At 65.9% G+C, this 16,917-nt stretch carries 25 protein-coding genes, 1 tRNA gene, 1 other RNA gene and 1 pseudogene; 21 read left to right on the top strand and 7 right to left on the bottom strand.

All coding sequences use genetic code 11. The annotated features are described in order from the left end of the window. Positions 1 to 8: 8 nt before the first annotated feature. Complete coding sequence (locus LX70_RS12995; protein WP_105515201.1) at positions 9 to 302, top strand: chorismate mutase; 294 nt, start codon at positions 9 to 11, stop codon at positions 300 to 302. 18 nt (positions 303 to 320) lie between these two features. Next, complete coding sequence (locus tag LX70_RS13000) at positions 321 to 1,289, top strand: 2-hydroxyacid dehydrogenase (protein WP_105515202.1); 969 nt, start codon at positions 321 to 323, stop codon at positions 1,287 to 1,289. On the opposite strand, the gene LX70_RS13005 is transcribed toward LX70_RS13000, so the two are convergent. Then, positions 1,290 to 1,490, bottom strand: coding sequence for a heavy-metal-associated domain-containing protein (locus LX70_RS13005; RefSeq protein ID WP_105515203.1), 201 nt, complete (start codon positions 1,488 to 1,490; stop codon positions 1,290 to 1,292). It abuts the gene before it with no gap. 153 nt (positions 1,491 to 1,643) lie between these two features. Here LX70_RS13005 and LX70_RS13010 point away from each other — a divergent pair, with 153 nt between their 5' ends. Both LX70_RS13010 and cueR read left to right on the top strand, forming a co-directional pair. Next, positions 1,644 to 4,118: a heavy metal translocating P-type ATPase gene (locus LX70_RS13010; protein ID WP_105515204.1), complete on the top strand. Its 2,475-nt coding sequence runs from the start codon at positions 1,644 to 1,646 to the stop codon at positions 4,116 to 4,118. Beyond that, a complete protein-coding gene (gene cueR, locus LX70_RS13015) occupies positions 4,115 to 4,507 on the top strand; it encodes a Cu(I)-responsive transcriptional regulator (protein WP_105515205.1) in 393 nt (130 codons plus the stop codon). The genes LX70_RS13010 and cueR overlap by 4 nt, the downstream gene beginning before the upstream one ends. Here the strand turns inward: cueR and LX70_RS13020 are convergent. The 3 genes from LX70_RS13020 to rlmB all read right to left on the bottom strand — a co-directional run bounded on the left by LX70_RS13020 (position 4,504) and on the right by rlmB (position 6,540). Beyond that, complete coding sequence (locus tag LX70_RS13020; RefSeq protein ID WP_105515206.1) at positions 4,504 to 4,980, bottom strand: CoA-binding protein; 477 nt, start codon at positions 4,978 to 4,980, stop codon at positions 4,504 to 4,506. The genes cueR and LX70_RS13020 overlap by 4 nt on opposite strands. 169 nt (positions 4,981 to 5,149) lie before the next feature. After that, entirely contained in the window at positions 5,150 to 5,611 is a 462-nt protein-coding gene (locus LX70_RS13025; RefSeq protein WP_105515207.1) for a YHS domain-containing (seleno)protein, read from the bottom strand. Between the two features lie 131 nt (positions 5,612 to 5,742). Beyond that, entirely contained in the window at positions 5,743 to 6,540 is a 798-nt protein-coding gene (gene rlmB, locus LX70_RS13030; RefSeq protein ID WP_105515327.1) for a 23S rRNA (guanosine(2251)-2'-O)-methyltransferase RlmB, read from the bottom strand. Between the two features lie 121 nt (positions 6,541 to 6,661). Between rlmB and LX70_RS13035 the strand changes: the two genes are divergently transcribed. Then, a tRNA-Tyr gene (locus LX70_RS13035) sits at positions 6,662 to 6,745 on the top strand. Between the two features lie 580 nt (positions 6,746 to 7,325). Here LX70_RS13035 and LX70_RS20475 read toward each other — a convergent pair. The 3 genes and pseudogenes from LX70_RS20475 to LX70_RS21135 form a co-directional block, all read right to left on the bottom strand. Beyond that, positions 7,326 to 7,679, bottom strand: coding sequence for a hypothetical protein (locus LX70_RS20475; RefSeq protein ID WP_146111601.1), 354 nt, complete (start codon positions 7,677 to 7,679; stop codon positions 7,326 to 7,328). Positions 7,680 to 7,713: 34 nt separating this feature from the next. Next, on the bottom strand, positions 7,714 to 8,247 hold the full coding sequence (locus LX70_RS13045; protein WP_245885077.1) for a S24 family peptidase: 534 nt from the start codon (positions 8,245 to 8,247) through the stop codon (positions 7,714 to 7,716). 30 nt (positions 8,248 to 8,277) lie between these two features. Continuing rightward, positions 8,278 to 8,454: pseudogene (locus LX70_RS21135) on the bottom strand (helix-turn-helix domain-containing protein); the annotation flags it as partial. An 87-nt stretch (positions 8,455 to 8,541) separates the two neighbouring features. Between LX70_RS21135 and LX70_RS13050 the strand changes: the two are divergent. The 16 genes from LX70_RS13050 (at position 8,542) to LX70_RS13125 (ending at position 16,909) form a co-directional block, all read left to right on the top strand. Further along, positions 8,542 to 8,820, top strand: a complete 279-nt coding sequence (locus tag LX70_RS13050) for a hypothetical protein (protein ID WP_105515210.1) — start codon at positions 8,542 to 8,544, stop codon at positions 8,818 to 8,820. Further along, positions 8,817 to 9,347 carry a hypothetical protein gene (locus LX70_RS13055; protein ID WP_105515211.1) on the top strand — a complete coding sequence of 177 codons (531 nt, stop codon included), beginning with the start codon at positions 8,817 to 8,819 and terminating at the stop codon, positions 9,345 to 9,347. The genes LX70_RS13050 and LX70_RS13055 overlap by 4 nt, the downstream gene beginning before the upstream one ends. Further along, entirely contained in the window at positions 9,347 to 9,577 is a 231-nt protein-coding gene (locus LX70_RS13060; RefSeq protein ID WP_146111602.1) for a hypothetical protein, read from the top strand. Before LX70_RS13055 ends, LX70_RS13060 begins: the two co-directional genes overlap by 1 nt. After that, positions 9,577 to 9,945, top strand: a complete 369-nt coding sequence (locus LX70_RS13065) for a hypothetical protein (protein WP_105515213.1) — start codon at positions 9,577 to 9,579, stop codon at positions 9,943 to 9,945. Before LX70_RS13060 ends, LX70_RS13065 begins: the two co-directional genes overlap by 1 nt. Before the next feature lie 43 nt (positions 9,946 to 9,988). Then, a complete protein-coding gene (locus LX70_RS13070; protein ID WP_105515214.1) occupies positions 9,989 to 10,180 on the top strand; it encodes a hypothetical protein in 192 nt (63 codons plus the stop codon). Then, positions 10,177 to 11,055 (top strand): ParB/RepB/Spo0J family partition protein, encoded by an 879-nt coding sequence (locus LX70_RS13075; RefSeq protein ID WP_105515215.1) that lies wholly within the window; start codon positions 10,177 to 10,179, stop codon positions 11,053 to 11,055. The genes LX70_RS13070 and LX70_RS13075 overlap by 4 nt, the downstream gene beginning before the upstream one ends. Next, positions 11,052 to 13,178: a transposase domain-containing protein gene (locus LX70_RS13080; protein WP_105515216.1), complete on the top strand. Its 2,127-nt coding sequence runs from the start codon at positions 11,052 to 11,054 to the stop codon at positions 13,176 to 13,178. Before LX70_RS13075 ends, LX70_RS13080 begins: the two co-directional genes overlap by 4 nt. Before the next feature lie 61 nt (positions 13,179 to 13,239). Beyond that, the gene (locus LX70_RS13085; RefSeq protein ID WP_105515217.1) at positions 13,240 to 14,010 is read left to right on the top strand and encodes an AAA family ATPase; all 771 of its coding nucleotides are present in this window, start codon (positions 13,240 to 13,242) and stop codon (positions 14,008 to 14,010) included. 26 nt (positions 14,011 to 14,036) lie between these two features. Beyond that, positions 14,037 to 14,582, top strand: a complete 546-nt coding sequence (locus tag LX70_RS13090; protein ID WP_105515218.1) for a hypothetical protein — start codon at positions 14,037 to 14,039, stop codon at positions 14,580 to 14,582. After that, on the top strand, positions 14,579 to 14,965 hold the full coding sequence (locus LX70_RS13095) for a hypothetical protein (RefSeq protein ID WP_105515219.1): 387 nt from the start codon (positions 14,579 to 14,581) through the stop codon (positions 14,963 to 14,965). Before LX70_RS13090 ends, LX70_RS13095 begins: the two co-directional genes overlap by 4 nt. Then, positions 14,946 to 15,200 (top strand): hypothetical protein, encoded by a 255-nt coding sequence (locus LX70_RS13100; RefSeq protein WP_105515220.1) that lies wholly within the window; start codon positions 14,946 to 14,948, stop codon positions 15,198 to 15,200. Before LX70_RS13095 ends, LX70_RS13100 begins: the two co-directional genes overlap by 20 nt. Continuing rightward, positions 15,197 to 15,409, top strand: a complete 213-nt coding sequence (locus LX70_RS13105; RefSeq protein WP_105515221.1) for a hypothetical protein — start codon at positions 15,197 to 15,199, stop codon at positions 15,407 to 15,409. Before LX70_RS13100 ends, LX70_RS13105 begins: the two co-directional genes overlap by 4 nt. Continuing rightward, the gene (locus LX70_RS13110) at positions 15,406 to 16,068 is read left to right on the top strand and encodes a DUF3164 family protein (protein WP_105515222.1); all 663 of its coding nucleotides are present in this window, start codon (positions 15,406 to 15,408) and stop codon (positions 16,066 to 16,068) included. Before LX70_RS13105 ends, LX70_RS13110 begins: the two co-directional genes overlap by 4 nt. 9 nt (positions 16,069 to 16,077) lie before the next feature. After that, entirely contained in the window at positions 16,078 to 16,524 is a 447-nt protein-coding gene (locus tag LX70_RS13115; protein WP_105515223.1) for a hypothetical protein, read from the top strand. A 45-nt stretch (positions 16,525 to 16,569) separates the two neighbouring features. Then, entirely contained in the window at positions 16,570 to 16,836 is a 267-nt protein-coding gene (locus LX70_RS13120) for an HU family DNA-binding protein (protein ID WP_105515224.1), read from the top strand. Beyond that, an RNA gene (locus tag LX70_RS13125) (hammerhead ribozyme type II) lies at positions 16,836 to 16,909 on the top strand. Before LX70_RS13120 ends, LX70_RS13125 begins: the two co-directional genes overlap by 1 nt. The last annotated feature ends 8 nt before the right edge of the window (positions 16,910 to 16,917 follow it).

Here is a 16,917-nt window from a genome sequence, read left to right on the forward strand (position 1 = left end):
ACGGGACGATGAAGGCATCCGAGTGCAGCACCATGGCCGAGCTTCGGGCCGAGATCGACCGCATCGATGCGGGCCTTGTCGACCTGATCGCCGAGCGTATCACCTATATCGACCGGGCGGCGGAGTTGAAGCCCGCCCTTGGCCTTCCGGCGCGGATTGACGACCGGGTGGAAGAGGTCGTGGCGAAGGTCCGTGCAAGTGCCGTGGCGCGGGGCGTGGACCCCGATCTGGCCGAGGCGCTGTGGCGGCGGCTGATCGACTGGTCCATCGCGCGTGAGGAAGTGGTTCTGGGCAGCGACTGAACGACGAAAGGGGCCGCCATGGCACGGGCAAAGGTTCTGGTCACGCGCGCCTGGCCCGCCGAGGTCGAGGCGCGGCTGGCGGCGGGGTATGAGGTTACGCTGAACCCCTCCGACACCGCCCTGACCCTGGCGGAACTGATCGCGGCGGCGGCGGACTATGACGCCATCCTGCCGACCGTCACCGACCGCATCGGGGCAGAGGTTTTCGCAGGCGTCCCCCGGCTGCGCATCCTTGGCAATTACGGTGTGGGCTTTTCCCATATCGCGACCGATGCCGCGAAGGCCGCCGGGGTGGTGGTCACGAACACGCCCGATGTGCTGTCCGACTGCACCGCCGACATCGCCATGACGCTTATCCTGATGGCCGCGCGCCGCGCGGGCGAGGGGGAAAGGCTGGTCCGGTCCGGCCAATGGACGGGCTGGCGGCCGACGCAGCTTGTCGGGCGCAAGGTGTCCGGCGCGGTGCTTGGGATCGTGGGTTTCGGGCGGATCGGGCAGGCGCTGGCCCATCGTGCGCATCACGGCTTCGGGATGCGGGTTCTGGTGCAGAACCGTTCCGCCGTCGCGCCCGAGGTGCTGGCGGCTTGCGGCGCGGTGCAAGTCGACACGCTCGACGATCTGTTGCCGAAGGTCGATGTCCTGTCGCTGCACTGCCCCGGCGGGGCGGCGAACCGGCACCTGATCGGCGCGGCGGCGCTGGGCCGGATGAGGCCTGACGCGATCCTCGTCAACACCGCGCGGGGCGAGGTGGTGGATGAGGGCGCGCTGGCCGCTGCGCTGGCCTCGGGCCAGATCGCGGCGGCGGGGCTGGATGTCTATGAGGCAGAGCCACGGGTCACGCCCGCGCTGATGGGGATGGAGAACGTCGTCCTCCTGCCGCATCTCGGCTCTGCCACGCATGAGACGCGGGCGGCGATGGGGCACCGGGTGGTCGACAACCTCGATGCCTTCTTCGCTGGGGAGAACCCGCCCGACCGCGTCGTCTGATCAGGCGGCGACGGTCGCCGGATAGCCCGCCGCATCCAGGACGGTGGCCAGGTCGCCGGGGGCCAGCGTGCTGTCGATCGTGACCTCTTTCGCGTCAAGATCGCAGGACACGGTCGCGGCGCTGTCGGCCTCGGCCACGGCCTGTTCGATGGCCTTGCGGCAGTGGCCGCAGCTCATGTCGGGAACTGAGAATTTGGTCATGTGTCGTCTCCTTTGCCCCGCTGATCTGGGGGTTTCCCCTGCTGGAAGGTCAAGGGCCGATCCCGGCGGTTCGAAAAAATTCTGAAGGGTCTTGACCTTCCAGTCACTGGAAACATTATCTGGGGTGCGAAACTCGGAACAGGAGGTTTCGCCATGGCCGATACACAGAACCTGACGCTTAGCATCGAGGGGATGACCTGCGCTTCTTGCGTGGGGCGGGTGGAGCGTGCGTTGAAGGGCGTTCCCGGTGTCGACGACGTTTCCGTGAACCTCGCCTCGGAGACCGCGCAGCTGCGCCATGGTGGCGCTTCGGCCAGCGACATCCTCGCCACGCTGGACCGCGCCGGGTATCCCGCGCGCATCGTCGATGTCACGCTGCGGATCGAGGACATGACCTGCGCCTCCTGCGTCGGAAGGGTGGAGAAGGCGCTGAAGGCCGTTCCCGGCGTCATCGGGGCCGAGGTCAATCTGGCGACCGAATCCGCCCGCGTCCGCTTTGCCGAAGGCGCGGTGACGCCACAGGACCTGATCCGCGCGACCGAGGCGGCGGGCTACCCGTCGCACCTTCCTGAAAGCGCTGTCGCCAGCCCCGATGCAGGCGCGCGCAAGGATGCGGAATTCCGCGAGTTGAGGCGCGCCACGATCCTTGCCGCCGTCCTGACCGCGCCGGTCTTCGTGACCGAGATGGGCGGGCATCTTTTCCCGGCTTTCCATCACTGGCTGACGATGGTCCTCGGGACCCGGACGCTTTGGATCGCGCAGTTCGTCCTGACGACGCTGGTCCTGGCCGGGCCGGGGCGGCGCTTTTTCCTGAAAGGCTACCCCGCGCTGTTGCGCGGCGCGCCCGACATGAACAGCCTTGTCGCGCTGGGAACCTCGGCGGCCTATCTCTTTTCTACCCTCGTCACCTTCCTGCCGGGGCTGATCCCGGCCGCCGCGCGTGCCGTCTATTTCGAGGCGGCGGCCGTGATTGTCGTGCTGATCCTTTTCGGCCGCATGATGGAGGCGCGCGCCAAGGGCCGGACCGGCGCCGCGATCCGCCGCCTGATCGGCTTGCAGCCGCGCACGGCGCGGGTGGACAAGGATGGGGAAACCGTGGACGTCGCGCTGGCCGAATTGCGGGCCGGTGAAAGGATCGTCGTGCGGCCCGGCGAACGCATCGCGGCGGATGGCACCGTCGTGCAGGGTGAAAGCTGGATCGACGAAAGCATGATTACGGGCGAGCCGATGCCGGTTCACAAGGTTAAGGGCACGGCGGTCACCGGCGGTACCGTGAACGGGCAGGGGGCCATCACCTTCCGCGCCGACAAGGTCGGGGCAGAGACGGCGCTGGCGCAGATCATCCGCATGGTCGAACAGGCGCAGGGCGCGAAGCTGCCGATCCAGACGCTGGTCGACAGGATCACCATGTGGTTCGTCCCCGCCGTTATGGCGGCGGCGGCGGCGACGGTCCTGATCTGGCTGGTCTTCGGACCGTCCCCGGTCCTGACCCATGCGCTTGTCGCCGGGGTGTCGGTCCTTATCATCGCCTGCCCCTGTGCCATGGGCCTTGCCACGCCGACCTCGATCATGGTCGGCACGGGGCGCGCGGCGGAACTGGGGGTTCTTTTCCGCAAGGGCGACGCGCTTCAGGCGCTTCAGGGCATCGGTGTCGTCGCTTTCGACAAGACCGGGACGCTGACCGAGGGGCGCCCCGAACTGGCCGGGCTGTCGGTCGAGGCGGGGTTTGATGAGGGTGAGGTGCTGCGCCTTGCCGCGGGGGCGGAGGCGGCGTCGGAACACCCGCTGTCGCGCGCGATCCTTGCGGCGGCCGGGGCGCGGGGCGTGACGGTTCCAACGGCCACGCGCACCGAGGCGGTGGCGGGCCATGGCGTGATCGCCGAGGTGGAGGGCCGCCGCGTCGTCATCGGGGCCGAGCGACTGTTGGTGCGCGAGGGGATCGACACCTCCGGCCTGCGCGCGCGCCAGGACCTGTCGGGTGCCGACAAGACGCCGATCTATGTCGCCATCGACGGCCGTCCCGCCGCCATCCTCGCCGCCGCCGATCCGATCAAGCCCGCCAGCCGCAGGGCCATCGCCGCGCTGCACGCAATGGGGCTGCGCACCGCGCTGATCACCGGGGATACGGAAACGACCGCCAAAGCCATCGCCGCCGAGGCCGGGATCGACACGGTCGTCGCCGGTGTCCTGCCGGGCGGCAAGGTCGAGGCGCTGAAATCGCTCAGCGGTCCGTCGGGCGATCTGGTCGCCTTCGTCGGCGACGGCATCAACGACGCCCCCGCACTGGCCGAGGCGGATGTGGGCATCGCCATCGGCACCGGCACCGATGTCGCCATCGAGGCGGCCGATGTGGTGCTGATGGCGGGCGATCCGGCGGGCGTGGCCACGGCCTTTGACCTGTCGCGCCGCACGATGGCGAATATCCGGCAGAACCTCTTCTGGGCGTTTGCCTATAATGTCGCCCTGATCCCGGTTGCGGCGGGGCTGCTTTACCCGGCCTTCGGTGTGCTTCTGTCGCCGATGCTCGCCGCCGGGGCCATGGCACTGTCGAGCGTCTTCGTGCTGACCAACGCGCTCAGGCTGCGCTTTGCCGGGCGTTCCTTTGAACAAGAAGGGGTAAGGACATGAACATATCCGAGGTTGCCGAGCGGTCCGGCCTGCCGTCGAAGACCATCCGCTATTACGAGGATGTCGGCCTGATCGCGCCGGGGCGTTCGGCGAACGGCTATCGCAGCTTTGCCGAGACCGACCTGCACAAGCTGGCCTTTCTGGGCCGGGCGCGGTCGTTGGGCTTTACTATCGACGAATGCCGCCGCCTACTGGCGCTTTATGAGGACCGGGGCCGCGCCAGCGCCGATGTCAAGAAGCTCGCCGAGGGGCATCTGGAGGACATCGACCGCAAGATCGCCGAACTGACCGAAATGCGCCGCACGCTGTCCCATCTGGTGCATTGCTGCGCGGGGGATGGCAGGCCGGACTGCCCGATCCTGGAATCGCTGGCGAAGGGCGCGGTCTAAAGTTTCGACGAGATGATGCCGGTGGAAAAACCGCCCATGCGCAATTCGCCGAAGAGCCGCTGATACTCGATCTTCGGGCAGCGGTTCTGAACCACGCGCAGCCCCGCCGCCTGCGCCTTTTCCGCCGCGCCATCATGCGTCACGCCGATCTGCATCCAGATCGTGCGCAGGTCCGGCAGATGGGCGATCGCCTCATCGACGATGGCGGGGACGGCCTCGGACCGGCGGAAGATGTCGACCATGTCGACCTTCAGCTCCGCCGGGATGGAGGCGAGGTCGGGATAGACCGTCTGACCCAGGATCGTGCTGCCCGCATGGCCGGGATTGACCGGCACCACGCGAAACCCCTTCAGCGCCAGATAGCGGCCGACGAAATAGGATGGCCGCACCGTATTGGGCGAAATGCCGACCACCGCCACGACGCGGGTGGTTTCGAGGATCTCACGCAGGAAGGTGTCGGAATAGTCGGTCATGCTGCCTGCCTTCCTGCCAGAAAAAAGCGCCCGCTCCAAGGGAGGGGCGCCAGTTGCGGAACGAGGGACAGTGAATTGGAGCATGGCAGTTCCGGTGCCGCGCTCCCACAGTGTCATGTAGGTATGTAAGAGATGTGTAAAAGGGCGGTCTCGCAGTTGTGAACGGCGGCTAACGACCGAGGATCGAGGGCCATTTCGCGTCCGCCTCATGGATGAAGGTGGCCATGTCGGCGGTCCAGACCGCGCGAATCGCGGGGCTTGCGTTCAGGTAAAGGCGGCCATTCTCGATCGTGTAGGCCTCGGGCGAGGACGGCGCGGCCGTCCCCTTGGCGATCGAATAGGCGCAGTAGCCGCCATATTGCGGAGCATAGGCGACGGGGTTCATCTCAAAGCTTTCCATGTTCCCGGCGCTGACGAAATACCAGGTCGCGCCGCGCCAGCGCAGCGCATGGCTGGCGCTGCCCGCGACGGCGCGGTTTTCGGTGAAATAGGCGACCGCGTCATAGCCGGAAATCGCGACCCCGTTCGGCGCGTAGACATCGGGTTCCTCGGCCAGCGCGGGTCGCAGGATGGTGCCAAGAACGGGCAGGGCGATCATGGTCACGATCAACAGTCGTCGTGTCACTGGCATAAGGTCGTCTCCGTGCTAGGCGGGGCCGGTGCGGCCCGTCTGTCTGCGCCCGTGACCCAAGATGCCACCTTGGCCGCGTTCCGCAAACTCCCCTCCCGCAAGCGTGATCGGGCGTGCGTGTCCGGGGCCGTTCAGGGCGCCCCTGTCCCCCGGCGCGTGGCGGCATAAAGCGATACGGCAGCCGCGTTTGAAACATTGAGCGAGCCGAAGCTGCCCGCGAAGGGGATGCGGGCGAGCATGTCGCAGGTCTCGCGCGTCTTCTCGCGCAGGCCCGGACCTTCGGCGCCAAGGACCAGCCCCACGGGGCGGGTGCCGGTGTCGGCCAGCGCCTCGGGCAGGTCGCGGTCCGCTTCGCCGTCCAGACCGATCAGGATGAAGCCCAGCTTCTTCAGCGCCTCCATCGCGTCGGCAAGGTTGCCGATCCGCAGATAGGGCTGCCGCTCAAGCGCGCCGCTGGCGGTCTTGGCCAGCGCCCCGGTTTCGGGCGCGGAATGACGCTGCGGGGCGATGACGGCACGGGCGCCGAAGACCTCGGCCGAGCGCAGGATCGCGCCGACATTGTGCGGGTCCGTCACCCGGTCGAGAAGGACGACAAGCGGCTGGCCCGCGCCGGTCGTGCAGACCTCTTCCAGCGCGCCCCAGTGCAGCGGCTTCACCTCAAGCGCCGCGCCCTGGTGGACGCTGTCGCGGTCCAGCGGCACATGGCTGTCGAACTTGCGCGGATCGACGATGTCAGGCGCCGGGCCTTGGGAAAGCGCCTCGGCCCCCAGCCGGTCGGCGGCGTTCTTGGTCAGGACAAGGCGCAGCTTTTCCCGCGCCGGGTTCGCCAGCGCGTCGCGCACGGCATGCAGACCGAAAAGCCAGACGGTCTCCGCCGCCGCCGCCCGGCGGGCGCGCTCCTTCTCGATCACCCAGGTCGGCTTCTTCATGGTCTTGGTCCTTTCGCCGTGGGCCGGGACAATGCGGCGCGGCGGGGCCGGATACAAGCCCGGAGCGGGCGGAATTCCTCCTTGACGCCCCGATGCCCCTTCGCTATTCCGCGCTGGCGTCGGGCGACGTGCTGCAAGGTGCGGCAGCGGACTGTAACTCCGCCGGGGAGACCCATGCCTGGTTCGATTCCAGGGTCGCCCACCATTTTCCCTTCCGATCCACTCAAGCCGACGCTCCGCGGCGCGGTCGCGTCTTCGGTTTCCGCAGGAGGGAACGACTGTCCCGCCACAGTTATCCCCGCGAATTTGTGGGCAGGCTGTGTACTGACAGTTAATATTGCAGTGAGGCCGGAAGGGGGTGGGGGTGGTCGGGCTATGACATTTCGGACAACGAAATAAGGGCAATGAGGCCGCAAATGGAGCCGGGCCGGGGCGCTTTGGCGAAGACTTGCAGTGGCGCGGAAACGGGCCATGTGGCGCAGACGTGTCAATGATCGGCCCCGCCGAGGCGCAAATCTAAAGCTACCGTTTAAATGACTGAAAACAGGGCGTTTAACGGCGCGTAAAGGGTGCGACCTGACCGCCGAACGGTGATCCGATGCGTTCGGAACCTGCAAATGCGGTTGCAGGTTAGACGATGGATTTGCATGTTTGGTTAAATGTAGTTTTATCAGTCACTTAAAGAGCATCGTCCTGCGCATGCCTGATCGCAAACATGCAACCGATTTGACGCCTGTAGGTATGAAAACGGGCCTGGGGCGAGAGTGCAGCGGCAGAGAAAACGCCTACTGTACAGGTTCGGCTCCGGCCCATGCCAAGCGCTTGATAAGTTCGTCGCATGAGCGTTGGGGGCCTGCGAGGAAGTAGGCAGAACCGTATTGCTGTGCCGCGCGCTTTCGGGCCGCATCAATGTCTGTGTCGGTGGCGCCAAGACTTTTTGCGATCTTCATGTTGCTGGCTGCATCCGAACGCATCTGCGCGAAGGAACTGTATCCCCCATCGGCGGGGCAGTCGCGCATTACGATTTCCGCAAAGGCGACACGGTTCAAGTACTTGTCCTTTGGTGTGAGGTTTTCCGTGGTGGCGACGCATGCCGATGTCAGCATGACAGAAGTAAGTATGAACAACGGTCTCTTCATCTAGTTCTCCTTCTTTGTCGCTAAACCAACTCTTTTAAATCTCTGCTACCACCGCCCGCACCCGGCCGACAACCGTGATCCGGTTGAGGTCCTTGCCGCTGAGGAACAGGGGAGGGTAGCTGTGATTGTCGGACATGATAGCCACGGCGCCTGGGCGGCCGTCGGCCTCCGTCGACTGTGGCACCAGCCGCTTCACGAATGACTGGCCGTCAAGGTTGAACGCGTACACCCCCGTCGAGGCGATCGACCGCTCGGCGACGTGGATCAGCACGAGCGCGCCATCGGGGATGGCAGGGGCCATGCTGTCACCCTTGACCGAGACGAGGACCGCGAGGTCGGCATTGATGCCCTGGCGGCGCAACCAGGAGACAGGGAAGGCGAGACCCTCCGCCTCTCCGTCATCGACGGCCTCGAGCCCATTCCCGGCGGAGATCGACAGGGCCATGCGGCGCGCGAAGGCGTACTCTATGCCATCGAACCGCACATCACCGTGGTCGGGTCTCGACGGATCCACTTGTTCGATCGATCCGTGGCGCGCAGAGGTTGCTGCTGAGGGCGGTAGCAGCATCTCTCCTCGGCCGTTCAGGAGCCAGTCTGAGCTCACCTTATAAGTGTCGGCAATTCGCTCAAGAAAGGCACGCGAAAGCGGAGCCGCCCCGCTCTCCAGTGAGCCAATCCGCCCAGGGCTTACACCTAGCGCTGCTGCAAAAGATCTCTGGCTCAAGCCCAAAGAACTCCGAAACGAAGCCAACCGATTACTAGGACTGTCTCCCATTTGGGCCCAAATACCTCTTGACCCGCTTCCTTTTACAAAGCATTGTTGCTTTGTAATGCAGAGCGTTTTGCCGCGTTGTGAGGGAAGATGTCACGAAAGCCACCAGAATTCCAGCCGGGAGCGATCCTTCACGAGGTGATCGTGGGTGCGTTTCGCGCTCGCGGTCTGACCTTCGAAGGGTGGTGCAAGGAAAACGGTCTGACGCCGATGAATGGCCGCAACGCTACCTTCGGCCAGTCCCGTGGTGACGTCGGGCGCGCAAATCTGGAGCGTATCATTGAGGCCGCCGGGCGCGAGTTCATCCGCGACGCCTATGCCCGTCGTCTGGCGGAGCATGCGGCCCAGTTCGCGAAGGGCGCGGCATGAAACCCGCTTCCAGGATGACAGAAGCATTGCTCACGCTGGCAAATGCCATTGCCAGCGCGAACGGGATCTCCGACGAGGTTCTGTCGGGTCGCATATTGCGCAAGGGCGGCTTCTTCCGGCGCCTCGCCGCCGGTGGGGATTGCCACACTCAGACAGCCGAGTTCGTCCTCGATCGGCTTGCGGCAATGTGGCCAGCAGACATGGACTGGCCTGCAGGTATCGCCAAGCCGAATGGAGACCTTGCTCCTGTGCTGCCCAAGGTGGATGCGCAGGCGCTCGCAAGCGTTGCCCACTTGCCGATCTGGTCGAACGGACGTCGACCCGCATGGTGGCACGATCTGGAAGTCCGGGAATTTCTCATTCGATCGCGTCGCCAGATGTCGACGCTCCGAGCTGCGAAGGTCGGCCGCGACCGCTTTGGCAGCCGCTGCCCAAAGAAGAGCGCGATCGGGGAGTTCTGGCTGCGCCTAGATAAATACGATGCGGCTGCCCGCCACGGAGCGGCCACCAAGACAGGAGCCGCATGATGGAAACCTTCGAGCAGAAGCATCAGGCCCGTCAGCAGAGAGCCACGCTGAACCTGATCTGGCAGGCCAAGTTGTTCGCACGGAGCTGCCCCGCGCCGAAGCCGAGATTCCTGCGCCGGGCGGTTCGCATCCTGAAGAACCATCCCGGTTCGATCGCGGGCGATACGGCTTTCATCCTGATGCTCTTCTTCGTCCTCTACGTCCTCTTGCTGCTGACGGGGTGCCGGTGATGGGTGTGGTCCGCATGAAGTCCTGGCGGAGCCACCCCGCCATCACCGGGCAGGCCGCGAATTCGGTATCCGCGCCTGATCGACTGCCGCAGCTGCCCCCGGCCGGGCGCTATGCCGTCCATCCCTTTGCGGGTCGCTTCGCGGTCGTGAACCATACTGGCAACGCCGTCGCGACGCTGAAGGTCAGTCGGCGCGATGCGGAAGAACTGGCCCACAAGCTGAACGAGACGGCCGAGCGCGAGGAGCGCTTTGGCCAGGCGATGCGGAGGCCCTGCCTTTGCTGCGAGCGGGAGTTCACGTCGGAGGGCATCCACAACCGCCTCTGCCCGTATTGCCGTCACCTCGACCACGCCCCGATGACGCGGTGACAGGATGCATGCCGGGCCGCTGACATCGCCGAGGCTCCGCAGGTTGGTCAAGCTCCTGTCCGACGGAAAGGAGCGGAGCACCCGCGACCTGGTCCGCAAGACCGGGGTCATGGCGGTCGGGACGTGCATTTCAGAGCTGCGCGCCCATGGCGCCGAGATCGATTGCAGCGCGCGCTTCATCAATGGGCAGCGCCGCTTTTTCTACCGCATGACGAAGGGACCGAAGGAAGAATGAAGACCCCGACGCTTCTCGCGACGACCAATATCCCGGTCTCTGACGTCATCCTTGGAAGTCGCCTTCGGCCGGTTTCCGAGGCCGGTGTCGAAAGCCTGATCGCCTCGATCGCCGAGACGCAGGTGATGAAGGACGCCATCCACGTCCGCAAGAAGAAGTCCGGCGAGCTCGTGCTGATCGCCGGTGCGCATCGACTGGAGGCGGCGGCTCGGCTCGGCTGGGCCGAGATCGAGGCGAAGGTCTGGTCGGACGTGACCGACGACTGGGCGCGCCTCATGGAGGTGGACGACAACCTCGCCGGGGCCGAGATGAACGTGCTCGACACGGCGCTCTTCCTCGCGGAGCGCAAGCGCATCTACGAGAAGCTCCATCCCGAGACTGCGGCCGAGGCCTTCAAGGGCAACCAGCACACCGGGAAACTGGCGGCGGACATCATGTCCTTCGCCACCGCGACCGCCGACAAGTTCGGTGTGACAGACCGGCATGTGCGGCGCCTGGTGGCGATCGGTGATGCGCTCAGCAAGGACGAGGTGCGGTGGCTCCGCGCCGCGCCGAAGCCGGTGACCATCCAGGACATGCAGGCGCTGTCCCGGATCGAGGATCCCCACGAGCGGGCGCAGATCTGCATCGCCCTGAGCAACGGTGCGGCCAAGTCCGTCGCGGCCGCGCGCCAGCAGCGCGCGACCGATGGCATGGAGGCGGCGAAAGACGCGGAAGAAGATGTCCTTGAAGCCGCATTCAAGGCCCTTTCAGCAGCATGGGATCGCGCCCCGTTGGCGGCGAAGAAGCGGTTCCTGTTCGAACGCGCCCACGACATCTGGGAAGCCCAGAACAAGGGTGTCAGCCTTGACCATTGGCGGGAGGCGGCGGAATGAGCCTCGAACCGGAGCGCATCTGGTGGACTGCGTCGGAGATTGCCGATGGCAAGCTCGTCGATATGCCGGAGAGCCGACAGGGCGTAGAGGCCCTCGCAAAGCGACTTCGCTGGCGCACAAATCCGAAGCTTGCCCGCCGCAGAAGCGGGCGGGGTGGCGGCTGGGAGTATAACTGGCACCTGTTCCCGTCGCGCGCGCAGAAGGCGCTTCTGGCGCAGACATCAATGCCGATGCCGCACCGGCCGAAGACCGAGGACATGGACAGGAACACCGCCTGGACATGGTTCGAGGGCCTGCCGGAGAAGACGCAGGAGGTGGCCCGCCGTCGCCTTGAGATCATCCAGAAGGTCGAGGCGCTCGCCCCCGCCAGAACGAAGTTCGGGGCGGCCCATGACATTGCCCGCATGGAGGGTGTCGGGTGCCGGTCGATCTGGAACTGGTTTGCCATGATTGAGGGGGTCCGAAGAGATGACCGGCTTCCCTACCTCGCGCCCCGCCACCGCATTGCGCGTCGCAAGAGCACCAAGATCGAGATTGACGGCGACTTCTTCGACACGCTGAAGTCGGACTACCTGCGCCCTGCAGCGCCCAGCTTCACCAGCTGCTACCGGCGCGCCGCGCGGGTCGCCGCGAAGAACGGCTGGGCGGTCACCGACGAGCGCACGGTGCGGCGCCGCTTCAATGCCGAAGTCTCCAAGGCGACCCAGGTGCTCGCCCGGAAGGGGATCGATGCGCTGAAGCGCCTTTATCCCTCGCAAACCCGCGACAAGAGCGGCCTGCATGCTCTGCAGGCGGTTAACGCCGACTTCCACAAGTTCGACGTTTTCGTCCGCTGGCCCGCCGAGCGTGGCGAGGCGGAAGGCGTCGTCACGCGACCCCAGATGGTCGCCTTTCAGGACATCTATTCCGGCCGGGTGCTTGCCTGGCGCGTCGATCAGACCCCGAACGCCAATGCTGTGCGGCTCGCCGCAGGTGACATGATCGAGACATGGGGTATCCCGGAACACGTTCTTCTCGATAACGGCCGGGAGTTCGCGGCCAAGGCCCTGACCGGCGGTTCGCCGACGCGGTACCGCTTCAAGGTCCGCGAGGATGATCTGCCCGGCCTCTTCGTGGCGCTTGGGTGCGAGATCCATTGGGCGACGCCCTATTCCGGTCAGTCGAAGCCCATCGAACGCGCGTTCCGCGACATGTGCGATACCATCGCCAAGGATCCCCGCTTCGACGGGGCCTATACCGGCAACCGACCCGATGCCAAGCCGGAGGATTACGGCAACCGTGCCATTGATCTGGAGGAGTTCCTCGCCGTCGTCGCCGACGGGATCGAGGAGCATAATACCCGGCCCGGCCGCTGGTCGGACATCGCCTATGGCAAGAGCTTTGCCGAGGTGTTCGATGCCTCCTATGCGGCGGCACCGATCCAGAAGGCCACCGAAGCGCAGCGGCGGCTCTGGCTCATGGGGGCCGAGGGCCTGCGCGGGGCGACCGGAAGTGGCCTTCTGACCTTCCTCGGCAACGAATACTGGGCGCCCTGGATGGCGGAGATCGCCGGGCAGAAGGTCATCGCCCGCTTCGATCCGGCCGCGCTTTGGGATGGGCTGCACGTCTATTCCGCCGACAACAGCTATCTCGGCCGCGCGCCCTGCAAGCTGAAGGCAGGCTTCTTCGACACCGAGGAGGCGCGCGCGCATTCGAAGGCCCGCAAGGCCTGGATGAATGCCGAACGGGCCGCGCTCGACGCCCATCGCAAGATGAAGGCGGCCGATGTGGCAGCGCTCCTCTCGGACGCGGCGCTTCCGATGTCCGAGCCGGTCGAGGCGAAGGTGGTGCGGCCGGTCTTCGGCCGCAAGCCGGAGCAGGTTCAGGAAGTGGGCGTGCCGGAAGACGTCGCGCGCTGGCAGGAGAAGATCGTCGCGGATCTGACGGAGCATCGGGCGGCGAAAGAGCCGGAAGAGGGCGAGCGGGACAGGTTCCGCCGCGCCCTCGCGCTCGAGCGCAGGTTGGAAGCAGGTGGGGAGGTCAGCGCGCAGGAGCAGCGCTGGCTCATCGCCTACATCGACACCTCGGAATACGCGGCCCTGAAGATCCTCCACGAGGACTTCGGTGACGCGATGTTCGGGTGAGAAGAACCGCCCAGGGGCGGCAGACCCCTGAGCGGTGGGTTGAGCAGTAACGGAGAAGAGAATGGCAAAGGACAGTGGACTTTACAACAGCGTAGCCCCCCTGAAGAACGTGTCGGCCCTTGTGGCGCTCATCGACCGGGTGCAGCGTCGCCCGCACGGGTTTCCGGGGCTTGCCTGCTACTACGGCCCCTCCGGGTTCGGGAAGACGACGGCAGGCGTCTACGGCGCCAACCAGTTCGACGCCCACCTGGTGCAGGTCAAGTCGGTCTGGACCGCCCGGAAGTTCTGCGAGGCGATCCTCGCCGACCTGTCGGTCAAGCCGCAGCGCACCATCGCGGACATGGTCGACCAGATCAGCGACGAGCTGGCCCGCAGTGGTCGGCCCCTTCTGATCGACGAGGCCGACTTCCTCGTCCAGCGCAAGATGGTCGAGATCGTCCGCGACATCTACGAAAGCTCCGGCGCCGCGATCGTGCTGATCGGTGAGGAGCTCCTGCCGCAGAAGCTGCAGGCCTGGGAGCGGTTTCACGGGCGCATCCTCGACTGGGTCGCAGCCGAGCCGGGCTCGATCGACGACGTGAACCATTTGGCCAAGATCTACTGCCCCGGTGTCGAGCTTGCCGAAGACCTGCGCCAGCACCTCCTGCAGAGGTCGAACCTCTCGATCCGGCGGATCTGCGTGAACCTGCTGCGGGTTCACGAGGTGGCGCGGACGAAGGGCGTGGATCACTTCGATATGAAGGGCTGGGGCAAGACCGACTTCTTCACCGGCTCCGCCCCCGACCCGCGCCGGAACCTTGGCGGCGCGGCCCAGCGCCGGAGGGTTGTGTGATGCCGAAAGTTTCGCGGACGCGGCCAATGGAACAGGCGTCATGGGCAGCCGCCCTGCGCCTCAACAGCTTCACCTGCTACTCCCTCGCGGCCGAGGTGCATCTTGGCGCCGAGGTGGTCCGGGAGATCGTCGCGGACTGGCGCCGGTCAGGCGCCGTCGTCGAGATCGGGCGCGGTGACAAGAACCGCCTGCGCTTTGCCGTGAAGGAAGGCCAGACCGAGCTGCCGCGCCGGACCCGGCGCGATGGAACCTATCTGCGCACCGGGACCGCCCAGGGCAATATGTGGCGGGCGATGCGCGGCCTTGGCACCTTCACGCCCACAGACCTCGCGGCGCATTCCAACACCACCGACGTCAAGGTCTCCGTCGAAGATGCGCTGGCCTATTGCCAGATGCTGGTGCGGTCGGCGCATATCAGGGTCCACCGCAAGGGTCTGCCGGGCCGCCGTGAGGCGGTCTACCGGCTGATCCGCAACACCGGACCTCTTCCCCCCTGCGAGCGGCGCATCCGCGCGGTGTGGGACGAAAACCTGCAGGAATATGCCCATATCGCGGACGGAGGCCGGACATGACCAGCCCCGTCGATATCGCCCGCGCCGCCTGGAAGGACGCGCTGCCCGAATGGGTCGAGGCCCTGGCCGCCGAATGTTCCGCCACCTCCCAGAACAAGGTGGCGGCCCAGCTTGGCCGCTCCTCGTCCCTGATCAGCCAGGTGCTGCGCGCGAAGTATCCGGGCGATCTGCAGGCCGTTGAAGAGCTCTTTAACGGGGTGTTCCGCAATGCCCGCGTCGAATGCCCGGCTCTCGGCACGATCCCGATGCACGAGTGCCGCCACTGGCGGGAAAAGGCCCGCCAGTTCGTCAACGTGAACTCGCTCAGGGTGCGCATGTACCGCGCCTGCGTGAACTGCCCCCGAAACCGGAAGGAGACCCCGAATGAAGCGCCCGATGAATGAACCGCAGCCGACCCCAGACGATGTTCTGACGGCCAAGGAGACCGCGATCGTTACCACGCTGGTCGAACAGGCGCTCGTCGATCTCGACTATCACGATGCGCTGCAGGTCGCCGCCTGGAACATGCTGGGCTTCACGGCCGCGCGCCAGGGTGTTCCCGTCGAGCACATCATCGACAAGCTGAGGCCGGTCGCGCAATCGGCGCGCGATCACTATGTCCGGCAGGTGGCGCAATGAGCCGCCTCACCATCCCCGAGTTGACCGAGCGCGCGGCGCGTGGCGTCGGCAAGGTCGATCGCGACGGGCTGCGCGGCGCCACGCTGGTCAGCGCCGACGAGGTCGAAGCGATGGCGCTCCTGCTGGCTATCCTTGGCGTCAAGCCGGTCTATCCGGGGTCCTATCCCCCACCCAACAAGATCCCCCACACCGAAGGAGAACGGGCATGACACCCGAACCGAGACCTTATCCCCCGGCGAAGATCCCCACGGGGCGCGTCATGATCGAGGGAGACGAGCACATCCTTGGCCCCGATGGCGCGAAGCTGCCGATCGGCACCGTGAAACCGCAGAACGTCATGGAGGACGAGCTGGTGCGCGCGGAGATGAGCCACGCCGTGGCGCTCTCCGAGCAGCTCTCGCGCTTCCTTGGCCACTTCCATGCCAACCTCGACGCCTTCGAAGCGCTCCTTGCCGAACAGTACGGCGCGACCGTCGGCGGCAAGAAGGGCAACAAGACCCTGATGTCCTACGACGGGCTTTTGAAGATCACCGTCCAGGTTGCCGACAACATCCAGTTCGGCCCCGAGCTGCAGATCGCGAAGACCCTTGTCGATGAATGCCTGAACGAGTGGACCGCTTCGGCCGAAGCGCCATTGAAGGCCGTCATCACGAAGGCCTTCAACACCGACAAGGAGGGTCAGATCAACCGCGCCGCGCTCTATTCGCTGCTGCGGCTTGAGATCGCCGACGAGCGCTGGAAGAGCGCCATGAAGGCGATCCGCGACGCGATGCGGGTGGTCGGATCGAAGAGCTATGTCCGCTTCTATCGCCGCGAGACCGCCGACGCGCCCTGGGAGGCCGTCACCATCGATCTGGCGAAGGCATAGGGGGCAGGGATGGCGGTTATCAACCTCAAGCCCTTTGCGGCCGCGCCGACGAGCTCCAGCGGGTTTTCGATCGCGAAAGGCGACAGCAAGTCCGGTGAGTACATCAGGATCGGCATCACGCGGGAAGCGCAGGAGACCTATTTCGGCGGCCCTCTGAACCCCGAGAAGGACAGCCTTCAGCTCTCGATCGACGACGACAGCAAATCGCGCCACCTGCTGACGCTTTCCGTCGCGGATCGCGGCGATGCAAACGCGATGGAGTTCAGCGGCGGCATCAAGGGGTCGATCGCGCTGAAGGTCGCGCCGTGGATGCAGACCGCACCCGGCAAGCGCCCGGCCGAGAAGCTCGCGGTGAGCCATTCCCCGAAGGCCGGAGCGGTCGCGGTGCGGATCCCGGAATGGGCGCGCCCGCCGGTCCAGAAGCCGGGCTTCGGCAAATCCATCATGGAAACCTGATCCGCCCGCGATGGTCGCGGGCACCAACCCCCGAAGGAGGGAAACATGAAGACAGCTGGTAAATCAGATCTCGCGTCCAGCGTGATGCTGGCGGCGGGCCTCAACAGCCACGCGCAGGCAATGGACGCGGTCGATGCGACGGTCGCAGCGATCCGCGCCCTGACCGAAGCGGGGACGCCGGTCACCATCAAAGGCTTTGGCCGCTTCGAGATGCGCGACCGCTCTGCGCGGAACGGCCGTAATCCGGCCACCGGCGAGGCCATCCAGATCCCGGCGTCCCGGCATCTGGCCTTCAAGGCCGCGAAATCCTGATGCGAAACCACCGCCGGGCAACCGGCGGTCGGTCGGCCGGGCGTAGTGGCCCGGTCCTGATGAGCAGCTGAGGTATCCCGA

Origin of the sequence: Albidovulum denitrificans, from assembly GCF_002973535.1 — a bacterium.
In the GTDB taxonomy this organism is placed as follows: Bacteria; Pseudomonadota; Alphaproteobacteria; order Rhodobacterales; family Rhodobacteraceae; genus Albidovulum; species Albidovulum denitrificans.